Annotated in this window: 19 protein-coding genes; 12 read left to right on the top strand and 7 right to left on the bottom strand. The window is 56.4% G+C overall.

Annotation, left to right across the window (positions count from 1 at the left end; all coding sequences use genetic code 11):
• Positions 1-5 precede the first annotated feature (5 nt).
• Positions 6-872, top strand: coding sequence for a lytic transglycosylase domain-containing protein (locus tag ACR0L3_RS13370; RefSeq protein WP_480746229.1), 867 nt, complete (start codon positions 6-8; stop codon positions 870-872).
• 39 nt (positions 873-911) lie between these two features.
• Here the strand turns inward: ACR0L3_RS13370 and ACR0L3_RS13365 are convergent, their stop codons facing one another.
• The 5 genes from ACR0L3_RS13365 to tldD all read right to left on the bottom strand — a co-directional run bounded on the left by ACR0L3_RS13365 (position 912) and on the right by tldD (position 7,886).
• Positions 912-1,538 carry a CoA transferase subunit B gene (locus ACR0L3_RS13365; protein WP_480746228.1) on the bottom strand — a complete coding sequence of 209 codons (627 nt, stop codon included), beginning with the start codon at positions 1,536-1,538 and terminating at the stop codon, positions 912-914.
• Positions 1,538-2,242: a CoA transferase subunit A gene (locus ACR0L3_RS13360; protein ID WP_480746227.1), complete on the bottom strand. Its 705-nt coding sequence runs from the start codon at positions 2,240-2,242 to the stop codon at positions 1,538-1,540. Before ACR0L3_RS13360 ends, ACR0L3_RS13365 begins: the two co-directional genes overlap by 1 nt.
• Before the next feature lie 90 nt (positions 2,243-2,332).
• Positions 2,333-4,945, bottom strand: coding sequence for a type I DNA topoisomerase (gene topA, locus ACR0L3_RS13355; protein ID WP_480746226.1), 2,613 nt, complete (start codon positions 4,943-4,945; stop codon positions 2,333-2,335).
• A 162-nt stretch (positions 4,946-5,107) separates the two neighbouring features.
• Positions 5,108-6,235, bottom strand: coding sequence for a DNA-processing protein DprA (gene dprA / locus ACR0L3_RS13350; protein WP_480746225.1), 1,128 nt, complete (start codon positions 6,233-6,235; stop codon positions 5,108-5,110).
• Between the two features lie 229 nt (positions 6,236-6,464).
• The gene (tldD, locus tag ACR0L3_RS13345) at positions 6,465-7,886 is read right to left on the bottom strand and encodes a metalloprotease TldD (RefSeq protein WP_480746224.1); all 1,422 of its coding nucleotides are present in this window, start codon (positions 7,884-7,886) and stop codon (positions 6,465-6,467) included.
• Positions 7,887-8,062: 176 nt separating this feature from the next.
• On the opposite strand from tldD, the gene coxB reads away from it, so the two are divergent.
• The 11 genes from coxB to ACR0L3_RS13290 all read left to right on the top strand — a co-directional run bounded on the left by coxB (position 8,063) and on the right by ACR0L3_RS13290 (position 17,983).
• Positions 8,063-8,974: a cytochrome c oxidase subunit II gene (gene coxB, locus ACR0L3_RS13340; RefSeq protein ID WP_480746223.1), complete on the top strand. Its 912-nt coding sequence runs from the start codon at positions 8,063-8,065 to the stop codon at positions 8,972-8,974.
• Between the two features lie 74 nt (positions 8,975-9,048).
• On the top strand, positions 9,049-10,005 hold the full coding sequence (cyoE, locus tag ACR0L3_RS13335; protein WP_480746222.1) for a heme o synthase: 957 nt from the start codon (positions 9,049-9,051) through the stop codon (positions 10,003-10,005).
• Positions 10,002-10,163: a hypothetical protein gene (locus ACR0L3_RS13330; protein WP_480746221.1), complete on the top strand. Its 162-nt coding sequence runs from the start codon at positions 10,002-10,004 to the stop codon at positions 10,161-10,163. Before cyoE ends, ACR0L3_RS13330 begins: the two co-directional genes overlap by 4 nt.
• Positions 10,163-10,738: a cytochrome c oxidase assembly protein gene (locus ACR0L3_RS13325; protein WP_480746220.1), complete on the top strand. Its 576-nt coding sequence runs from the start codon at positions 10,163-10,165 to the stop codon at positions 10,736-10,738. Before ACR0L3_RS13330 ends, ACR0L3_RS13325 begins: the two co-directional genes overlap by 1 nt.
• A 22-nt stretch (positions 10,739-10,760) precedes the next feature.
• Positions 10,761-11,576, top strand: a complete 816-nt coding sequence (locus ACR0L3_RS13320; RefSeq protein ID WP_480746219.1) for a cytochrome c oxidase subunit 3 — start codon at positions 10,761-10,763, stop codon at positions 11,574-11,576.
• A gap of 156 nt (positions 11,577-11,732) precedes the next feature.
• Positions 11,733-12,410, top strand: a complete 678-nt coding sequence (locus ACR0L3_RS13315) for an SURF1 family protein (protein WP_480746218.1) — start codon at positions 11,733-11,735, stop codon at positions 12,408-12,410.
• Complete coding sequence (thrC, locus tag ACR0L3_RS13310; protein ID WP_480746217.1) at positions 12,407-13,795, top strand: threonine synthase; 1,389 nt, start codon at positions 12,407-12,409, stop codon at positions 13,793-13,795. Before ACR0L3_RS13315 ends, thrC begins: the two co-directional genes overlap by 4 nt.
• Complete coding sequence (locus ACR0L3_RS13305; RefSeq protein WP_480746216.1) at positions 13,792-15,054, top strand: M16 family metallopeptidase; 1,263 nt, start codon at positions 13,792-13,794, stop codon at positions 15,052-15,054. The genes thrC and ACR0L3_RS13305 overlap by 4 nt, the downstream gene beginning before the upstream one ends.
• A complete protein-coding gene (locus tag ACR0L3_RS13300; RefSeq protein WP_480746396.1) occupies positions 15,054-15,638 on the top strand; it encodes a GNAT family N-acetyltransferase in 585 nt (194 codons plus the stop codon). The genes ACR0L3_RS13305 and ACR0L3_RS13300 overlap by 1 nt, the downstream gene beginning before the upstream one ends.
• Before the next feature lie 72 nt (positions 15,639-15,710).
• On the top strand, positions 15,711-16,529 hold the full coding sequence (locus tag ACR0L3_RS13295) for an MBL fold metallo-hydrolase (protein WP_480746215.1): 819 nt from the start codon (positions 15,711-15,713) through the stop codon (positions 16,527-16,529).
• 38 nt (positions 16,530-16,567) lie between these two features.
• Positions 16,568-17,983 (top strand): FAD-binding oxidoreductase, encoded by a 1,416-nt coding sequence (locus tag ACR0L3_RS13290; RefSeq protein WP_480746214.1) that lies wholly within the window; start codon positions 16,568-16,570, stop codon positions 17,981-17,983.
• 36 nt (positions 17,984-18,019) lie between these two features.
• Here ACR0L3_RS13290 and ACR0L3_RS13285 read toward each other — a convergent pair whose 3' ends face one another.
• Both ACR0L3_RS13285 and ACR0L3_RS13280 read right to left on the bottom strand, forming a co-directional pair.
• Positions 18,020-18,502 (bottom strand): fasciclin domain-containing protein, encoded by a 483-nt coding sequence (locus ACR0L3_RS13285; RefSeq protein ID WP_480746213.1) that lies wholly within the window; start codon positions 18,500-18,502, stop codon positions 18,020-18,022.
• A 169-nt stretch (positions 18,503-18,671) separates the two neighbouring features.
• Positions 18,672-19,211, bottom strand: a complete 540-nt coding sequence (locus ACR0L3_RS13280; protein ID WP_170326870.1) for an adenine phosphoribosyltransferase — start codon at positions 19,209-19,211, stop codon at positions 18,672-18,674.
• Positions 19,212-19,469 lie beyond the last annotated feature (258 nt).

The following is a 19,469-nucleotide window of genomic DNA, read 5'->3' as shown; positions in this document are numbered from 1 at the left end:
GCAATATGAAACTCCGGGTCGCAGTGACCTGCGCTGGTATAGTGGCGTTGTTGATGTCAGGAGCTTTGCCTGTCATCGCAAATCAGACTGAGCCCAGAGGCGTATATAAAAGAGTGAAGCCCCCTAAGCCGGGTTCACGGCCCAAAGTGACTGTTCAGATTTCACCTGAAGAACACGCTGCGGCACCTTTTGCGCCCAGCACTGGGGTTGAAATCGTGATTCCCGAAATTGTGGCGCGCACCAAGGTCGTTCCTCCGAGCGTTCCGGGTACTGGGCCGCAGAACAAACCGGTCGGCTCTTACAAGGCGTTCTGGGACAAAGTTTCTCCGGCGCTGGCCGAAGGCGGCGCAGGTCGGCTGAGCGCTGCCATAAACGCCTTGGCGGCGACCAATGTCGCTTCGCCGCGGTTGCAGACCCTTCAGAATATTGCACAGAAGCAAGGGATTGAGATTCTGCGTTCGACCGTAGGAACGAATGTCTCACCGGCTCTGGTGCTTGCAGTGATTTCAGTTGAGTCCGCAGGCCGTGCTGATGCAGTCAGTTCTGCCGGAGCGCAAGGTCTGATGCAGTTGATGCCCGCCACGGCCCGTCGTTTTGGCGTTAAGGACAGCTTTGTGCCTTCGCAAAACATTTCGGGTGGCGTGAAATATCTGAATTGGCTCATGGAAGAGTTCGGAAATGATCCGATTCTGGTGTTGGCGGGGTACAACGCGGGCGAGGGGGCGGTGAGAAAACACGACGGTGTCCCCCCATACGCGGAAACTCGGGACTACGTGCCCAAGGTTCTTGCTGCTTTTCAGATTGCGAAGGCGCTTTGCTCAACTCCGCCCGAACTGATTTCGGACGGGTGCGTATTTCAAACCTTGAATTGACAAAGGCCCGCCAGTTTTGGCGGGCCCTATTTGTAAAGATCAGTTGACGATCTTGGCTTCTGTGGCCGCGCGAATCTCGTCTTCGGTCACACCCGCGGCCAGTTCGACAATTTTCAATCCACCTTCGACTACGTCCAGAACACCCAGATTGGTGATGATGCGATCCACGACTTGCTTGCCGGTCAACGGCAAAGTGCATTTCTTAAGCAGTTTGGATTTTCCATGTTTGTTGGTGTGATCCATCACAACGATCACACGGCCGACACCGGCCACAAGGTCCATCGCGCCGCCCATGCCTTTAACCAGCACACCGGGGATCATCCAGTTGGCAAGGTCGCCCTCTTCGTCCACTTCCATCGCACCCAGAACGGCCGCGGCAATTTTACCACCGCGAATCATACCGAAAGAGGTCGCGCTATCGAAATATGAGGTGCGCGACAGCTCCGTGATCGTCTGCTTGCCTGCGTTGATAAGGTCCGGGTCTTCTTCGCCTTCGTAAGGGAACGGACCCATGCCCAGCATCCCGTTCTCGGACTGAAGGGTGATGTCCTTGTCGCCCACGTAGTTCGCCACCAACGTCGGAATGCCGATGCCGAGGTTCACATACATGCCGTCTTCCAGCTCTTGCGCCGCGCGAGCGGCCATCTGATTGCGGTCCCAAGGCATTATGCGTCCTCCTTCTTGCGGGTGGTGCGCTGTTCGATGCGCTTTTCGTGATCGCCCTGAATGATGCGATGAACGTAGATACCGGGCAGGTGGATCTGATCAGGGTCTAGCGAGCCGCGCGGGACGATTTCTTCAACCTCGGCAATGCAGATCTTGCCGCAAGTCGCGGCGGGTACGTTGAAGTTGCGGGCGGTCTTGCGGAAGATCAGGTTACCGGTGTCGTCGGCTTTCCACGCTTTGACTATGGCGAGATCGGCAAAGATGCCTTCTTCCATGATGTAGGTTTCGCCGTTGAAGTCTTTGTGCTCTTTACCTTCGGCGATCACGGTGCCCACACCGGTCTTGGTGTAGAAGCCGGGAATACCCGCACCGCCGGCGCGCATACGCTCGGCCAGGGTGCCCTGTGGGTTGAATTCCAGCTCAAGCTCTCCGGCCAGGTATTGGCGCATGAACTCGGCGTTTTCACCTACATAAGAGCTGATCATCTTCTTGACCTGCTTTGTTTGCAGTAGAATGCCGATGCCAAAGTCGTCAACGCCAGCGTTGTTCGAGGCAAAGGTCAGGTCCTGAGCACCCGCTTCTTTGATCGCTTCAAGCAGCAGTTCGGGGATGCCGCACAGGCCGAACCCACCCGCCGCAATCAACATGCCATCCGACAGCACTCCGTCGAGTGCTTCGGTGGCATTGGCATAGATTTTCTTCATGGAACACTCCCCCAAAGACCTGTTGATAGGCAGGTTGTGCCGTCAGGTCATGGGGAAGTCAACGAATCCAAGGCTGTGTGGTATTTCTACCTAAGTCGCGGCCTTCTTGGTTGCGGCCTTTTTCTTGGGCGCCGCCTTCTTCTTGGTGCCTTTTTTGGTCGCGCGTTCATTGACCAGTTCGATAGCCATTTCTTGCGTTACGTCTTCTGGCTTGATGTCTTTGGGAATGGTTGCGTTGACCTTTTCCCATTTCACATATGGCCCGTAGCGACCGTCGAGAACCTGCATAGCTCCGCCGTCGGGATGTTCACCCAACTCTTTCAGCGGCTTGGCAGCGGCCCGACGTCCGCGCCCCGGATTGGCTCGTTTTTCGGCCAGCAGTTCGACCGCACGGTTCATTCCGATTTCAAAGACATCGTTCGGATCTTTGAGGTTGGCATAGACCGGTTTCGCTTCTTCCGGCAGCTGATGCATCAGGTAGGGGCCAAACCGCCCGAAATTCGAGCTAATCATACCGCCGTCAGGGTGTTCACCGATTTGACGGGGCAGGGACAGAAGCGTAAGCGCCTTGTCCAGGTCCATGTCATCTTTGTTCCACCCACGCGGCAGCGAGGCCCGCGGGGGTTTCTTGTTCTCGGGCGTGGGTTCGCCACGTTGGACATAAGGACCAAAACGACCGGACTTTAGCCAGATCTCATCACCAGAATCCTCACCCAACAGGCGTTCGTCGCCCTCGGCGCCTTCGCCAGCGATGGGGCGGGTATATGTGCATTCGGGGTAGTTGCCACAACCGACGAAACCACCGGTACGAGAAGTCTTCAGGTGCAATTGCCCAACGCCGCATTTTGGGCAGGTGCGGGGATCGGACCCATCTTCGCGCGGTGGGTACAATTGTTGTGCCAGCACTTCGTCCAACTTATCCAGCACTTCTGAGATACGCAGCTCAGATGTCTCGCCGATCGCCGCCGAGAAATCACGCCAGAACTTGCCTAACAGGTCCTTGTAATCACGGTCTCCGGCGCTGACGTCATCCAGTTGTTCTTCGAGGTTGGCAGTGAATTCGTAGCCGACGTACTGACGGAAGAAATTCAGCAGAAAAATCGTGACAATCCGGCCCTTTTCTTCCGGAATCAGGCGGTTCTTGTCTTTGCGAACATATTCCCGGTCTTGAATCGTTGTGACGATAGAGGCGTAGGTCGAAGGGCGCCCGATGCCCAATTCCTCCATCCGCTTGACCAGAGTTGCCTCGGTATAGCGCGGTGGTGGTTGGGTGTGGTGTTGCAGGGCCAGAACAGCTTCATTCTCGGATAGAACGGCAGCTTTGTCGTCACCTGTCGCCTTAGCGAACTGATCCCGCAGTGAAGTTTTGGAAAATGGCGCCGGATCACCTTGCATGATCTGAGGCAGGCGCTTTTCATCGTCATCGGCCACATCATCGCGGCCTTCTTCATACACGCGCATAAAGCCGTCGAACAGAACCACCTGACCGGTGGCACGAAGGCCGACTTGGCCATCGTCGCTGCCGATCTCAACGGTCGTGCGTTCCAGCCGAGCAGCCGCCATCTGGCAGGCGATAGTACGTTTCCAGATCAGGTCATACAGCTTGCGCTGGTCCTCATCCGTGACCTTCAGCGCCTTGGCATCGCGCGACATATCCGTTGGGCGGATACACTCGTGGGCCTCCTGCGCGTTCTTGGCCTTGTTTTTATACATGCGTGGACTGTCGGGCACATATTCTGCGCCGTACCGATCCGCGATCACATCGCGGGTCGACGCCACGGCCTCGGGAGCCATGTCAATGCCGTCGGTCCGCATATAGGTAATATAGCCTGCCTCATAGAGGCGTTGCGCGACTTGCATCGCGTGCCGCGCACCCATACCGAATTTGCGGCTGGCTTCTTGCTGGAGAGTGGATGTCATGAACGGAGCGCTTGGATTGCGCGCGGCAGGTTTGGCTTCGACCGAGGTGACGCTCAGCGCCCGGCTGGTGATCGCCTGCACCGCAAGTTCGGCCTGTGTCGAGTTCGCCAGATCGTGCTTGTCCAGCTTCTTGCCCGCCAAAGTAACCAGGCGCGCTTCGTAGGTCTGGCCCCGTGGTGTTTCGAACAGCGCACGGACAGACCAATATTCGACCGGTTTGAAGGCCTCGATCTCCATTTCACGCTCGACGATCAAACGTAGGCAAACCGATTGCACGCGACCCGCAGATTTCGCACCGGGCAGCTTGCGCCATAAGACTGGCGACAGGTTGAACCCAACCAGATAATCCAGCGCGCGGCGAGCCAGGTAAGCCTCGACCAGCGGCATGTCGACCTGTCGCGGGTTCTGCATCGCCTCGGTCACAGCATCTTTGGTAATCGCGTTAAACGTAACACGGCAGACCGGTGTGTCTTTTTTGATCGAGCGGCGCTTGGTCAACGCCTCCTGCAGGTGCCAGCTGATCGCTTCGCCCTCGCGATCGGGGTCGGTTGCGAGGATCAGAGCGTTGTCTTCCTTCAGCGCGTCGGCGATGGCTTTAACGTGCTTGCGACTGTCATTGCCGACCTCCCACTTCATCGCAAATTCATGCTCTGGATCGACAGAACCATCCTTTGGGGGCAGGTCACGAACGTGGCCATAAGACGCCAGAACCGTGTAGTCGGGGCCAAGATATTTATTGATTGTTTTGGCCTTGGCAGGGGATTCTACAACAACTACAGGCATTTAAGGGAAAACCTCGCTCGACGGATTGGGCGCCTTCTATGATTGTGCAAAATGTGTAGGGCAAGAGCGAATTGTCAATGCGTTCCTTCAAAAACTGGAATTTGACGGTGATTTCAGTATCCTAGACGCGGAATTTTTTAGCGCCGGACACAAATTCTCTGGTTAGGCTGTCAGGGACAACAAACCGCCGGGTTGTCGCTGTATGCGCCCGTCCAGTTCCAGATCCACCAGAACCGGGCCGATTTCTCCTGCTGTAGCTGCGATGTCGCGGATCAGCTGATCTTCGGCAATGGGTGAGGGGCCAAGCCGGGAAAGTATTTCGCGATGCAGCGCTGCACCCGATGACGCGGGTTCAGGAATTCTTTCGGGCTGGGAAGGTTCACACAAATCTAACTGTTGTTTTGGCAGTGCCTCGATCACATCCTCGGCAGACCGGACCAGTGTGGCTCCATCGCGGATGAGCAGATTACACCCGGCGGCGCGGGCATCAAAAGGATGGCCAGGGACCACCAGAACCTCGCGCCCCTGATCCAAGGCATCACGAGCCGTTATCAAACTGCCGGACTTGGCTGCGGCTTCGACGACCACAACCGCCTGTGCAAGGCCCGAGATGATACGATTGCGGCGGGGGAAGTGGCGGGCTTGCGGCGTTACGCCCATGGGCTGCTCTGACAAACGCAAACCGGATCGGGCGATATCGCGGGCAAGATCGGTGTTCTCGGCAGGATAGATCACATCGACACCGCCAGCCATCACTGCCACCGTGCCGGTGTCCAGCGCCGCAATATGTGCCGATGTATCAATTCCGCGCGCCAGACCGGATACAACAACATACCCCTTTTTTCCAAGGTCAGTAGCAAGCCCGCGGGCCATTCGTGCGCCCAAAGACGAGCAATTGCGCGCACCGACCATCGCCACGGAATTGCGACGCAGGATGGAAGCATCGCCAATGGCCCAAAGCATAGGAGGGGCGTCGGACAGATCATTCAAAGCGTCCGGAAAGTCAGCGGACCCAAGGCACAAAAGCTGCGCGTTGGCGGCTTTCGCAGCCTTGAGTTCCGCCTCAATTACGCCGGGTGGGCAAATTTCATACCCTTCAATTCCGGCAGCACGTGCCATTTCAGGTAGCGCGGCCAGCGCGTTCTGCGCCCAGCCATGTTCGCGCATCAGCCGACGAAACGTTGTCGGACCAACCTTGCGCGAGCGCAACAGACGAAGCCAGGAAAACCGATCCTCTTCCGTGGTGGGTGGGAGAGTGGGGTGATTGGAAGAAAGCTGCTCTTCGGTCATCCGATGCTCCGCCTGATTGCAAAACTGGTTTACGACCACAGGGGTTAACAGCTTGTGAATCCATTCAAATTTTCCGGAAAATTGTTCTAACTAGCCGCCTAAGACCGCACAACACCATGATTTAAAGGGTAAAAATTAAAGCACCCCCTCGTTTGGAAACCATGAGGAGGTGCTATGAAAGCGCGAAGCGTGGTTTCAGGTGTTAACCGTAACCGAAGTCGATCCCGACTTAAGCCGCCGATCCACCTATAGTCAGGCCGTCCATCAGCACTGTAGGCTGACCGACGCCCACCGGAACCCACTGGCCATCTTTTCCGCATGTGCCCATGCCAGGATCCAGCGCCATGTCATTGCCCAGACCTCTAATGCGTTTCAAAGCAGAGGGTCCGTCCCCGATCAGGGTCGCTCCTTTGACCGGAGCGCCGATCTTGCCGTTTTCAACTCTGTAGGCCTCGGTGCACGAGAACACGAATTTTCCGTTTGTAATGTCCACTTGGCCGCCGCCAAAGCCCACGGCCCAGATGCCATCCTTAATATCGGCCACAAGCGAAGACGGATCAGCGTCACCGCCCAGCATCACCGTATTGGTCATACGTGGCATGGGTTTGTGTGCATAGCTCTGCCGCCGACCGTTTCCGGTGGGCGCAACGTCCATCAGGCGCGCGTTTTGGCGGTCCTGCATATAGCCGGTAAGAATGCCATCCTCGATCAGCACAGTTCGGGAGCTTGGGGTGCCTTCATCGTCCACAGTGATAGACCCGCGGCGGTCAGCGATCGTTCCGTCATCCACGACAGTCACACCTTTTGAGGCGATCTGCTGGCCCATCAGACCAGCGAAGGCCGAGCTGCCTTTGCGGTTGAAATCACCCTCCAGCCCGTGGCCGATGGCTTCGTGCAACAAGATACCAGGCCAGCCAGGCCCAAGCGCCACCTCCATCACACCGGCGGGGGCTGGGACAGCGTCCAGGTTGACCAAAGCAATTCTCAAAGCCTCGCGCGCTTTATCCTGCCAGTCAGCTGGATCGATCAAGCCGTCTAAACCGACACGACCGCCACCCCCGGCCGAGCCACTTTCGCGGCGGCCGTTCTGTTCCACGATGACCGAGATATTCAGTCGCGTCATTGGCCGCACATCGCGAACCAGAACACCGTCAGGGCGCAGTATCTCTACTTCTTGTACGGCAGCGGCAATAGTCGCGCTGACTTGCACAACGCGCGGGTCGAGATCGCGGGCAAAGGCGTCGATTTCGCGCAGGGTTTCGATCTTTACGGGGAAGCTCGCGGATTCGATTGGATCTTCGTCCGTATAAAGACGGGTATTCGTTGCCCGTGGGGCTGAGGCCAAGGTGCCTCCACCATCGCCAACAGCCAATCGCGCGGTCTCAGCCGCTCGTTTCAGGGCAGGGATCGAAACGTCCGTGGAGTGTGCATACCCGGCCACCTCGCCCTGTACTGCGCGCAGACCGAAACCTTCGGACGCATCATACGAGGCTGTCTTCAAACGCCCGTCATCAAAGACAAGCGACTCGGATTTCCGCCGTTCGACGAACAGCTCTCCGTCCTCGGCCCCGGCGGTGGCAGATTGCAGCACCGCAAGCGCTTCGTCCTGCGGAAGAACGCTTTCAAACGGGCGAAACGGGTTGTTGGGCATGCGTTTAGACCTTTCGGGTTTGATCCAGATCAAAAATAGCGTCTGTTTGACGCAAGCATTTTGCTTTATCTACCCGACGGAATATGGTTTTTAACGCGGCCAAAGACAACGGGAGAGGTGCGACTGATTCACACCTTTTCGCCAGGGACGCAAAGATCAAACGATCAGGACAGAAAATGAAGAATGCTTTGATGCTTTCGGGGCTTGCAACAGCCCTCTCCAGCCTTCCCGCTATGGCTCAGGAGCTTGAGATTATCGGTAAGCCGGTTGACGGCGGTATGGGTTTTCAGCCCTCTGCCACCAGCTTGGCCGACGGGATTCACCGGTTGGACGGAATGATTCTGGTGATCATCACCGCGATATGTCTTCTCGTCGCGGGTCTGCTGATCTACTGCATCGTGCGCTACAATTCGCGTAACAATCCTGAGCCTGCGCGCTTCTCGCACTACACTCCGGTTGAGATTGCCTGGACCTTGGGTCCGATTCTGATCTTGGTCTTTATCGGTGCGTTCTCGCTGCCGGTATTGTTCAAGCAGCAAGAAATTCCCGAAGGCGACGTTGTTATCAAAGTGGTCGGCAACCAGTGGTACTGGACCTATGAATATGTTGATCACGATTTTGCCTTCGACAGCTACCTGTTGGGCCACCCAGCCACTCTGGACGAGGGCGCACGCCCAGCAGATGCCGATGTAACTCCGTTTGTGCTGGACGACGCGATGCGCGCCAAGCTGGCCGATTCTGGTTACAGTGATGATGAATGGCTGCTGGCCACAGATACCGCCGTTGTTGTGCCGGTTGGCAAGATTATTGTCATGCAAGTCACTGCTTCGGACGTGATCCACTCGTGGACGATCCCCTCATTTGGCGTAAAGCAGGACGGTGTGCCTGGTCGTCTGGCCGAGCTGTGGTTCGAAGCAGACAAAGAAGGCATCTACTTCGGTCAGTGTTCGGAACTTTGCGGCAAGGACCACGCCTACATGCCGATCACAGTCAAGGTGGTCAGCGAAGAGGCGTATGAAGAATGGCTGCAGGGCGCAATTGACGAATACGCAGGCCTGCCCGCTGCTTATCAGGTTGCCTCGAAGTAATACGGGCGCAAGCCTGTTTGACATGATGTAGGCTGCGCGGTGATCGCGCAGCTTTCGCCCCAGAAGGACCCAACATGAGCGACGCAAGCTTCAGTGCCAGCACCGTATCCGCGCAGACCCGCGCGGACGAGGCCAGCTTTGGCGATTACTTTGCACTGCTGAAGCCGCGTGTGATGTCGCTGGTGGTCTTTACCGCTCTGGTCGGTTTGTTGGCCGCGCCGGTGCCGGTGCATCCGTTTGTCGGCTTTTGCGCCATCCTTTTCATCGCCATCGGTGGCGGCGCGTCCGGCGCACTGAACATGTGGTGGGATGCCGATATCGACAAGGTGATGAAGCGAACCAAAGGGCGCCCGATCCCGTCAGGAAAAGTCCAAGAAGGCGAGGCCATGGCCATTGGGCTGGCGCTGTCCGGTCTGTCCGTGATCATGCTGGGACTTGCAACCAACTGGTTCGCCGGAGCGTTCTTGGCCTTCACTATCTTTTTCTATGTCGTTGTCTATACGATGTGGCTAAAGCGATCGACGCCGCAGAACATCGTGATCGGTGGTGCGGCAGGGGCTTTCCCACCGGTGATCGGTTGGGTTGCGGCAACCGGCTCGATGTCAATCGAACCATGGTTGATGTTCGCACTGACCTTCATGTGGACTCCGCCGCATTTCTGGGCACTGGCGCTGTTCATGCGTTCAGATTACGACGACGCCGGTGTGCCGATGCTGACGGTGACACACGGTCGTCGCGCGACCCGCTGGCATATTCTGGTTTACACAGCGCTGCTGGCGCTGCTGGCCGTTGGTACTGCTTTCTCGGGTATAGGTGGCCCAATCTATCTGACTGTCGCCGTGGTGATGAATGCGCTGTTCCTGCGTGGGGCATGGCAGATTTCGCGCCGGACCGAAGACGACTCGGAAGCGGATAACTTCAAGGTCGAGCGCTCTTTCTTCAAGCTGTCGCTGCTCTATCTATTCTTGCACTTCGGTGCGATTCTGGCCGAGGCGCTGTTGAAACCCTACGGTTTGGGAGGTTGGTCATGAGCCTGCGCAAAAGCCACGAGCTGCACCAACGCCGCTTCAGCCGAAATTTGGGGGTTGGCCTGACACTGGCCGCCTTTATCGTGATCATCTTTGGTCTGACGATCGTTAAGGTCTCGGGTACGAGCCTGGGCCTGCCAGTAGAAGAGGTGCAGAACTGATGGCGCTGTCCGGTCCCCAGAAAACAGTAGCTCAGACTGTGGGCGTGGTTATCCTGATGGGTAGCTTGGCTTGGGCGGCTGTGCCGTTCTATGACTGGTTCTGCCGGGTAACCGGATTTGGCGGAACCACTGGGGTGGCCGAGGCCGCGCCAGAAGATATTCTGGACCGCATCGTTACTGTTCGCTTTGATGCCTCTAAGGCCAAGGACATGGCATGGGAATTCAAGCCGGTCGAGCGCGAGATGGATGTCCGCATTGGTGAGACCGGTTTAGCCTTCTACGAGGCGTACAACCCAACCGATCGTCCGATTGCAGGGCAGGCGTCATACAACGTCGCGCCTTATTCGGCCGGTGGATACTTCCAAAAAATCGCTTGTTTTTGCTTTGAAGAACAAGTGCTGGAACCCGGCGAGCGGGTGCAGATGCCGGTAACCTTTTTCGTCGATCCGGAATTGGTCGAGGATCTGGAAGCCAAGTATGTGCATACGATCACACTGTCGTATACATTCTACGAAATTGACCTGCCCGAGGGCTATGCCGCCCTTGAAACGCAGGCAGATACAAACACGAACTAACGCCTGTAGGTGAGGGACGCTGATGGCACACGCTAAAAACCATGATTATCACATTCTGGCCCCGTCGATCTGGCCGCTGATCGGCGCGATTGGCGGCTTTGTGATGCTGTTCGGAGCCGTCCTGTGGATGCACGGCATAACATCGTTCATGTTCTGGATGGGTCTTGTGGCCGTTCTTTACACGATGTTTGCCTGGTGGTCCGAAGTTGTGGCTGAGAGCCGCGCTGGTGACCACACGCCTGTCGTGCGCATCGGTCTGCGCTACGGCTTCATCCTGTTCGTGATGTCCGAGGTGATGTTCTTCTTTGCCTGGTTCTGGTCGTTCTTCAAGCATCGCATGTACCCGATGTACGACTATGCCGGTACTGAATACATTCAGCCCGATATTCATGCGGTTGATCCGTTCCACCTGCCGCTGATCAACACTCTGGTCCTGCTGCTTTCGGGGTGCGCTATCACCTGGGCGCACCATGCGCTGGTGCACGACAACGACCGTAAAGCTTTGATCAACGGTTTGGCGATCGGTATCGTTCTGGGGATCGCATTTACCTTCTTGCAAGCGTTTGAATACTACGAACTGCTTGCGCATGAAGGTTGGGAATTTGGCGGTGACCAGTTCTATTCGAACTTCTTCATGGCAACCGGATTCCACGGCGCGCACGTCATCATCGGGACCATCTTCCTATCCGTCTGTTTGATCCGAGCGTTGCGCGGGGACTTTACGCCTGAAAAGCACGTCGGATTTGAGGCGGCAGCTTGGTACTGGCACTTTGTTGACGTCGTTTGGCTGTTCCTGTTCTTCGCGGTTTACATCTGGGGTCAGGCCCCGCTGATGTAACGCCTTTCAGGTGACCCAATTGCAAAAGCCGTCCTCAGGGGCGGCTTTTTCTCTATCCGGTGCGCTAGATTGCGCCCCATACAATTGCGTGGTTGCAATTCGGTCCAGAGGCCCCTTAACAAGACGCCGGTTCCTGCAACGAGGTTTATTCCTGAAATGCACCGCATTTTGTTCCTGTTGATCTTCGGTCTCGTCGGTTTGGGCGTGCTGTTGTCGCTGGGCATGTGGCAAGTGCAGAGGCTGGCCTGGAAACAGGGTGTGTTGGCCGAGATTGAAAATCGCATTTCGGCCGAGCCTGTTGCCTTGCCGCCAGAGGTTTCTGAAAGCGCGGACAAGTACCTTCCTGTCATGGTCTCGGGTGAGATGGCGCCAGAGGAAGTTCACGTTCTGGTTTCGGTCAAGCAGGTCGGGGCGGGATACCGTATCATCGCGCCATTTCAGACCGAGGGCCGCACTATACTGGTGGATCGGGGATTTATTCCGGTGACCGCAAAAGGTGCCGAGCGTTTAATCGGCCAGATGGAGATCACTGGAAATCTGCACTGGCCCGACGAGATTGACAGTTATACGCCCGAGGCTGATTTCGACGCCAATATCTGGTTTGCCAGGGACATACCCCAGCTGGCTGCTGCATTGGGAACCGAGCCAGTGCTGTTGATCGCCCGGTCCGACACAGATCCGGGCATTACGCCATTGCCCGTGGATACAGCGGGCATCCCAAATGATCATCTGCAATATGCAATCACCTGGTTTGGTCTGGCTCTGGTCTGGGCCGCAATGACTGGGTACTTCCTGTGGCGCAGCCGCGCCAATTCTGAGAGTGACGCGACATGAAATACATCTCGACCCGTGGGCAAGCGCCCGAACTGAGCTTTGAAGAGGCGATGCTGACAGGGCTGGCCCGAGACGGTGGGCTGTACTTACCGGCGGAAATCCCAGTGTTGTCGCAGAACGAGATCGCCGAAATGGCCGGACTGCCCTATGAAGAGATCGCCATGCGTGTGATGTGGCCCTATGTCAGCGGTTCGTTCACGCAAGACGAGTTTGCAGAGATCATCACGCGCGCCTATGCGGTGTTTGGGCACGACGCTCGTGCACCCTTGAAGCAGCTGAACGAAAACCACTTCCTTCTGGAGCTGTTCCACGGTCCGACGCTGGCCTTCAAGGACTTCGCGATGCAATTGATCGGCCAGTTGTTTCAGGTTGCGCTTAAACGGCGTGGCGATCGCGTCACAATTGTCGGTGCGACCAGTGGCGACACGGGTTCTGCCGCGATTGAAGCGTTCCGGGGGCTGGATGCGGTGGATGTGTTCATCCTGTACCCGCATGGTCGCGTGTCTGAAGTGCAGCGTCGTCAAATGACGACACCCGCTGACAGCAACGTACACGCGCTGGCGGTAGACGGCGACTTTGACGACTGTCAGGCCGCTGTAAAGGACATGTTCAACGATTTTGATTTCCGCGATGGGGTGAAACTGGCGGGTGTGAACTCGATCAACTTCGCTCGGGTGCTTGCACAGGTGGTGTATTACTTCTCGTCCGCCGTTAGCCTCGGTGCTCCGCACCGCAAAGTAAGTTTCACTGTTCCCACCGGCAATTTCGGTGACGTCTTCGCGGGCTACATTGCCAAGCGTATGGGCCTGCCGATTGATCGTCTGGTGGTCGCGACGAACCAGAACGACATCTTGCATCGCTGCCTGTCGGGAGAGGGATATTTCAAGGGCGACACCATCCCCTCGATCAGCCCGTCGATGGATATTCAGGTCAGCTCAAACTTTGAACGCGCGCTTTACTATGCTTATGGCGAAGACAGCGCCGCCGTGGCGCAATTGATGGATGAGCTCAAGACTGGCGGGTTCAACGTCAGCCAGGGTGCGATGGAAGCACTGCGTGAAAGCTTTGACTCGGGCCGTGTATCCGAAGACGAAACGCTCGATACGATCAAGTCAACATTGGCCCATAGCGCCGAACTGGTGTGTCCTCACACCGCTGTTGGGATCAAGGTGGCCGAAGACCAGCGAAGCGCCGATACCCCTATGATTACGCTAGCCACCGCGCACCCGGCAAAATTCCCGGCTGCAGTCGAGAAAGCCAGCGATGTGCATCCGCCTCTTCCATCCCGCATGTCTGATCTGTATGAACGTCCGGAACGGGTAACCCGCGTCGCCAATGACTTGGGTGCCATCGAGGATCATATCAAAAGGCATATTGCTGAGTGACTGTCAGACAAGACCAACTGAAGAACGGCTTTCGTATCGTCAGTGAAGATATGCCGGGGCTGCAATCGGCGTCCATCGGCATCTGGGTAACCGCCGGCGGGCGGCATGAACGGATCGAGCAGAACGGCATTGCGCATTTCCTTGAGCACATGGCCTTCAAGGGAACCGAGCGGCGGTCCGCGCTGCAAATTGCCGAGGCTATCGAGGATGTAGGCGGCTACATCAACGCCTACACGTCGCGTGAAGTCACGGCCTACTACGCCCGCGTTCTAAAGGACGATGTGGCGCTGGCGATGGATGTGATCGGCGATATCGTCATGAATCCGGTCTTCGATCCCCGTGAGATCGAGATTGAACGGGGTGTGATCCTGCAAGAGATCGGTGAGGCCTATGATACCCCCGACGACGTGATCTTCGATTGGCTGCAAGAGCAAAGCTATCACGATCAACCGCTGGGTAGAACTATTCTAGGCCCGTCGGAGCGTGTCAAAGCCTTCTCGCGTGAAGACTTGTCGGGTTTCGTGGCGGAACACTATGGCCCCGATCAGATGATCCTGTCTGCCGCGGGTGCTGTTGATCATGACACTCTAGTGAAGATGGCCGAAGAGATGTTTGGTCATTTGCAGCCGCGTAAAGGTCTGATCGCCGAAGCCGCACGGTTCACTGGCGGTGAAGCGCGACAAGAAAAAGATCTGGAACAGGCGCATTTCGCGCTAGCCCTGGAAAGTCCAGGCTATCGCGACGATGAGATTTATACTGCACAAATTTATTCGACCGCTTTGGGAGGAGGGATGTCTTCTCGTCTTTTCCAAGAGGTGCGCGAGACCCACGGTCTTTGCTATACGATCTTTGCCCAAACCGGAGCTTACGCGGACACCGGGACAACCACGATCTACGCCGGAACTTCGGCTGATAAGGTTGGCGACTTGGCAACAATTACCATTGATGAGTTGAAGCGCGCTGCCGAGGATATGAGCGCGGAAGAAGTTGCTCGCGCTCGTGCCCAGATGAAGGCCGGTATGCTGATGGGGCTGGAAAGCCCATCGAATCGCGCGGAACGGCTGGCGCGTCTGGTACATATCTGGGACCGTGTACCATCGCTTGAAGACACAGTTGCCAAGATTGACGCGGTCAGCACCGAGGATGTGCGCGCCTTTGCCGAGACGATGGCCGTGAAAGCCCCGGCGGCTCTGGCGCTTTACGGTCCGGTGTCCAGCGCGCCCACGCTCGCTGAAATGCAGGAGAGGCGTGCGGCGTGATGCTGTTGGGCCGACGCAAGCTGAAACTCGAAACCGAGCGGCTGAGCCTGCGCCCGCCTGTTCATTCCGATTTTAACGATTGGGCTGCGCTTAGACGTGCATCGCGGGAATACCTTACCCCGTGGGAGCCGATTTGGGCCAAGGATCATCTGACCCGAAAGTCCTTTACCAATCGCGTATATTGGGCGCAGAGGTCTGTTGCCAGTGGCACAGCTATACCGCTGTTTCTGTTTCGCAGGTCTGACGATTTGCTGGTTGGCGCGATTACTTTGGACAACGTTCGTCGTGGCCCTGCACAGGCAGGGACACTGGGGTACTGGACTGGTCAGGCCTTTGCCCGGAACGGGTATATGCGCGAAGCTATAGGCGCAGTCGTCCATCACGCCTTTACCCGACTGGATCTGAGCCGGATCGAGGCTGCCTGCTTGCCCGAAAACCAACCGTCGCGTGGTTTGCTGGAAAGCTCGGGTTTCAAATACGAGGGCGTCGCGCAGTCGTACTTGCAGATCAACGGGCGTTGGAGGACGCATGTCCTGTATGCCAGTCTTCGTTCGGACAGGCGCGGGAAGACAGACGCGGGTTAGGTAGCCCCCCAAGCGGTTTTGGCTCAAAATTAAGGGGCATGACTTAGTGGCGTTCTGCGCTACACTTCCCTCATGCGCTGGATTGTTGCGGCATTGATGTTGATATCGGGCGGGGCCGTGGCGCAAGAGCGACGGCCAAGCCATTGTATAGCCATCGCCGATGCCGCGCCGGGGATTGAGTTTGTTCACAAGGCGGCCTGGTCGGACCCAATTCCAGAGTTTTCGGTGCGGATCAGCTATATCGCCCATGCCTCGTTTCTGATCCAAACACGCGGCGGGCTAAATGCGGTAACTGATTTTACTGGCTTTATTGGTAGCGCCGATTTGATTCCTGACGTGGTCACCATGAACCACGCCCACAGCACCCATTGGACAGCCCATCCCGATCCGGCCATTCCGCATGTGCTGCCCGGCTGGGGTGAGTTTGGGCAGGGGATTGAGCATTACCTTGATTTGGGCGAGATGCTGGTACGCAATGTCTCGACCGATATCCGTTCCGCCTATGGTGGCGTCGAGGAACGCGGGAATTCTATCTTTGTGTTCGAGATCGAAGGTTTGTGCATCGGGCATCTGGGACATTTGCACCATGTGCCCTCGGACGAGCAATTCGCTGCATTGGGTCGACTGGATGTTGTAATGGCCGCGGTAGATGGGGGAACGACCATGCCGTTGCCTGACATGATCTCTGTTCTTAAACGGCTGAAAAGCTCGGTGATAATCCCGATGCACTGGTTTTCGAACTTTTCGTTGGACCGTTTTCTGGTCGATATTCGCGATGACTTTCCTGTCGAACGCGACGGTGTGTCAGAACTGACGGTTTCCCTGCGAACGTTGCCTGATCGGCCTACTGTTGTCGTGTTGGAGCCGCGCTATTTAATTGAGCTAGAATAGGGCTTGTCGGGGCGCGCCTGCTTGGGCATGGATTGGCTATGACACTGAATTCTGCCGATGAGAACCTTGCTTGCCTGATCCGCTCTGCGCTGAGCGACGACGTTTTGCGACCTGTGGAGGATCGCTATCTCGAGGAGCCACGCCGACGTTTCGCTGGGCACGCAGGACTTTTGGCTCTGCCACGTACCGTCGACGAGGTTGCGGCGCTCGTACGGATTGCTGGGGAGGCACGGGTGCCAGTCGTTCCCTACGGCGGCGGTACCGGACTGGTGGGCGGACAAGTTATGAATGACGGCCCCGCACCGCTGTTGATCTCGTTAGAACGGATGACCGCAATACGGGCGATCTATCCGACGGAGAATATCTTAATTGCCGAGGCGGGTGCGGTTCTCGCCGATGTTCAGACCGCGGCAAAAGACGCTAACCGGCTATTTCCATTGGCGTTGGCGGCGCAGGGGTCGTGCCGTATCGGTGGCAATCTCTCGACGAATGCGGGTGGGGTGAACGTTCTGCGCTATGGCAACGCGCGTGATCTATGCCTTGGCCTTGAAGCGGTTCTTCCGAACGGTGAAATCTGGCATGGCCTGAGCCGCTTACGCAAGGACAACACGGGCTACGACTTGCGTAACCTAATGATTGGGGCGGAAGGCACGTTGGGTATCATTACCGCCGCCTCTCTAAAGTTGTTTCCAAGGCCTGCAGCATTGGGTACGGCGATGCTACAGGTGAAGTCGCCCGAGGCCGCGGTGGAGTTGCTTGCATTGGCTCGGGATCAACTGGGTGACGCAGTCAGCAGTTTTGAGTTGATCCATAAACAGGGTTTGCAATTCCTGTCCGAAGTCCTGCCGATTGTGCGGCAGCCGTTTCAGACGCAACCCGAATGGTGCGTTTTGATTGAATTGAGTCTGTTTGCAGGGCAATCGCCCGCCGAAGCATTGGAAACGCTTTACATTGCTGCGGAAAACGCAGGATTGGTAGAAGATGCCGTCGTTGCGCAAAGCGAGGCACAGAGCATGGATCTTTGGGCGGTTCGTGAGCGCATCCCCGAGGCCAACCGGTTAATCGGGTCGGTCTCAAGCCACGATATCTCAATACCGATCTCACGCATTCCCGAGTTCATTAAACGCGGCTCCGAAGAGGTGGCGATGTTAGGTCCATTTCGCATAAATTGTTTCGGACATGTGGGTGACGGTAACCTGCACTACAACGTTTTCCCGCCACATGGACATGATCGCTCTGAATTTGACGGGCAGCGACAAGCCGTCAAAAACGCAGTCTATGAACTAGTGAATGAATTTGGCGGTTCAGTTAGCGCCGAGCACGGGGTGGGGCGGCTTAAAACAGAAGAACTTGAACGCTATGGAGATCCGGCAAAGTTGTCGGCGATGCGCTCCATCAAAATCGCTCTGGACCCAAAGGGGATCATGAATCCAGGCGCAGTTTTGAGGTTTTAGGTGCGGCTGACGATCACGCAAGCCGCGCCAAAGCAGTTAGGATGCTGGCAGGATGACCTTGTCGATAACGTGGATAACGCCGTTTGAGGTCTCGATATCGGCCTGAACAACGTTTGCGTCATTCACCATCACGCCGTTGTCCAGATCGATGGTTACATCTCCGCCCTGTACTGTAGCAGCGGTCATGTCGTCGGACAGATCGCCCGACATCACTTTCCCAGGCACCACGTGATACGTCAGAATAGCGACCAGTTGATCTTTGTTTTCTGGTTTCAGCAGCGTTTCCACCGTGCCTTCTGGCAGTGCCGCGAAAGCGTCGTCTGTCGGTGCAAATACGGTGAATGGACCTTCGCCTTTCAGCGTGTCCACGAGCTCGGCGGCCTGAACGGCGGCTACGAGAGTCTCAAAACTACCTGCATTGACAGCTGTGTCGACGATGTCTTTTGAGTGACCGTCCGCATAGGCGGCGGAGCTGACGATCAGGCTTGTCACACTGGCGAGAGCGATTTTGCGAAACATGGTACAAATCCCTTGTTGAAATGCCTCAGTTTGGCATCAACAATGGTACGGGCGACCATCGCGGTAAGATCATTGAATTAGTTTATTCGACTGGGTTGAACTTGACGATTGCGGCGCTAAGCCCGCGGGTAATTGGAATTCCAGTCAAAAACTTGTGATGACGCAGTTCTCAAAGGCCTTCGAACTCGCACAGAATGTGCACATCCATGCCCATCTCTTCCAGAACCTTGCGTCCACCCAATTCCGGCAAGTCGATGATGAAGGAACAGGAAACGATTTCACCGCCCAGCCGTTCGATCAACTTGATACCAGCGGCTGCGGTTCCTCCAGTTGCCAGCAAGTCATCGACAACAAGAATTTTCTCGCCGGGTTGAATCGCATCGTCGTGAATCTCGACGATGGCTTCGCCGTATTCCAATTTATAGTCTTGGCTGATTGTGGTGCCAGGCAGCTTGCCCTTTTTGCGGATCGGAACAAAGCCGACACTTAACTGGTGCGCAATTGCACCGCCAAGGATGAAGCCGCGCGCCTCAAGCCCAACGACTTTGTCGATTTGCTCGCCCGCGTAAGGGTGCAGCATCTGGTCAATCGCCATGCGGAACCCGCGTGGGTCAGCAAACAGAGTGGTAACGTCCCGAAACATGATTCCCTCATGCGGGAAATCAACGATGGTACGGATGTAATCCTTGACCGATTTGTTTCTGGACATGCCCAACCCCTTTGGCGTCAAAATACGCTGGGCTGTTTGGCCCATCGGGGTCAGTCATGCAAGGAAAGATTGTCGCCGCCTTAGTCGCGACGTTTCAAAGTAGCTTTCGGCAATCCGTAATAGCGGTAAAGCGCGGCTGGCAACCACGAAAGGTGCGGTTTGCGCCAATTGCGTTGATCTCGCAAAAGAAATGCCTGAGCAGCATGAAGGTTCATTGCCATAATCCTTTTTTATTGTTAGTTGCTCGATAACTACAAC

The organism is Ruegeria sp. CK1 (genome assembly GCF_056536545.1).
The sequence above is the reverse complement of the archived record's forward strand: the minus strand, read 5'-3'. Positions and strand labels throughout refer to the sequence as shown.

Excerpts from the sequence above, each read along its gene's own strand:
- coxB (WP_480746223.1), top strand. The coding sequence starts at position 8,063 with ATGAAGAATGCTTTGATGCTTTCGGGGCTTGCAACAGCCCTCTCCAGC.
- ACR0L3_RS13330 (WP_480746221.1), top strand. The coding sequence starts at position 10,002 with ATGAGCCTGCGCAAAAGCCACGAGCTGCACCAACGCCGCTTCAGCCGA.
- dprA (WP_480746225.1), bottom strand. The coding sequence starts at position 6,235 with ATGACCGAAGAGCAGCTTTCTTCCAATCACCCCACTCTCCCACCCACC.
- ACR0L3_RS13360 (WP_480746227.1), bottom strand. The coding sequence starts at position 2,242 with ATGAAGAAAATCTATGCCAATGCCACCGAAGCACTCGACGGAGTGCTG.
- ACR0L3_RS13370 (WP_480746229.1), top strand. The coding sequence starts at position 6 with ATGAAACTCCGGGTCGCAGTGACCTGCGCTGGTATAGTGGCGTTGTTG.
- cyoE (WP_480746222.1), top strand. The coding sequence starts at position 9,049 with ATGAGCGACGCAAGCTTCAGTGCCAGCACCGTATCCGCGCAGACCCGC.
- ACR0L3_RS13285 (WP_480746213.1), bottom strand. The coding sequence starts at position 18,502 with ATGTTTCGCAAAATCGCTCTCGCCAGTGTGACAAGCCTGATCGTCAGC.
- topA (WP_480746226.1), bottom strand. The coding sequence starts at position 4,945 with ATGCCTGTAGTTGTTGTAGAATCCCCTGCCAAGGCCAAAACAATCAAT.
- ACR0L3_RS13320 (WP_480746219.1), top strand. The coding sequence starts at position 10,761 with ATGGCACACGCTAAAAACCATGATTATCACATTCTGGCCCCGTCGATC.
- ACR0L3_RS13365 (WP_480746228.1), bottom strand. The coding sequence starts at position 1,538 with ATGCCTTGGGACCGCAATCAGATGGCCGCTCGCGCGGCGCAAGAGCTG.
- tldD (WP_480746224.1), bottom strand. The coding sequence starts at position 7,886 with ATGCCCAACAACCCGTTTCGCCCGTTTGAAAGCGTTCTTCCGCAGGAC.
- thrC (WP_480746217.1), top strand. The coding sequence starts at position 12,407 with ATGAAATACATCTCGACCCGTGGGCAAGCGCCCGAACTGAGCTTTGAA.
- ACR0L3_RS13315 (WP_480746218.1), top strand. The coding sequence starts at position 11,733 with ATGCACCGCATTTTGTTCCTGTTGATCTTCGGTCTCGTCGGTTTGGGC.
- ACR0L3_RS13325 (WP_480746220.1), top strand. The coding sequence starts at position 10,163 with ATGGCGCTGTCCGGTCCCCAGAAAACAGTAGCTCAGACTGTGGGCGTG.
- ACR0L3_RS13290 (WP_480746214.1), top strand. The coding sequence starts at position 16,568 with ATGACACTGAATTCTGCCGATGAGAACCTTGCTTGCCTGATCCGCTCT.
- ACR0L3_RS13295 (WP_480746215.1), top strand. The coding sequence starts at position 15,711 with ATGCGCTGGATTGTTGCGGCATTGATGTTGATATCGGGCGGGGCCGTG.
- ACR0L3_RS13280 (WP_170326870.1), bottom strand. The coding sequence starts at position 19,211 with ATGTCCAGAAACAAATCGGTCAAGGATTACATCCGTACCATCGTTGAT.
- ACR0L3_RS13300 (WP_480746396.1), top strand. The coding sequence starts at position 15,054 with ATGCTGTTGGGCCGACGCAAGCTGAAACTCGAAACCGAGCGGCTGAGC.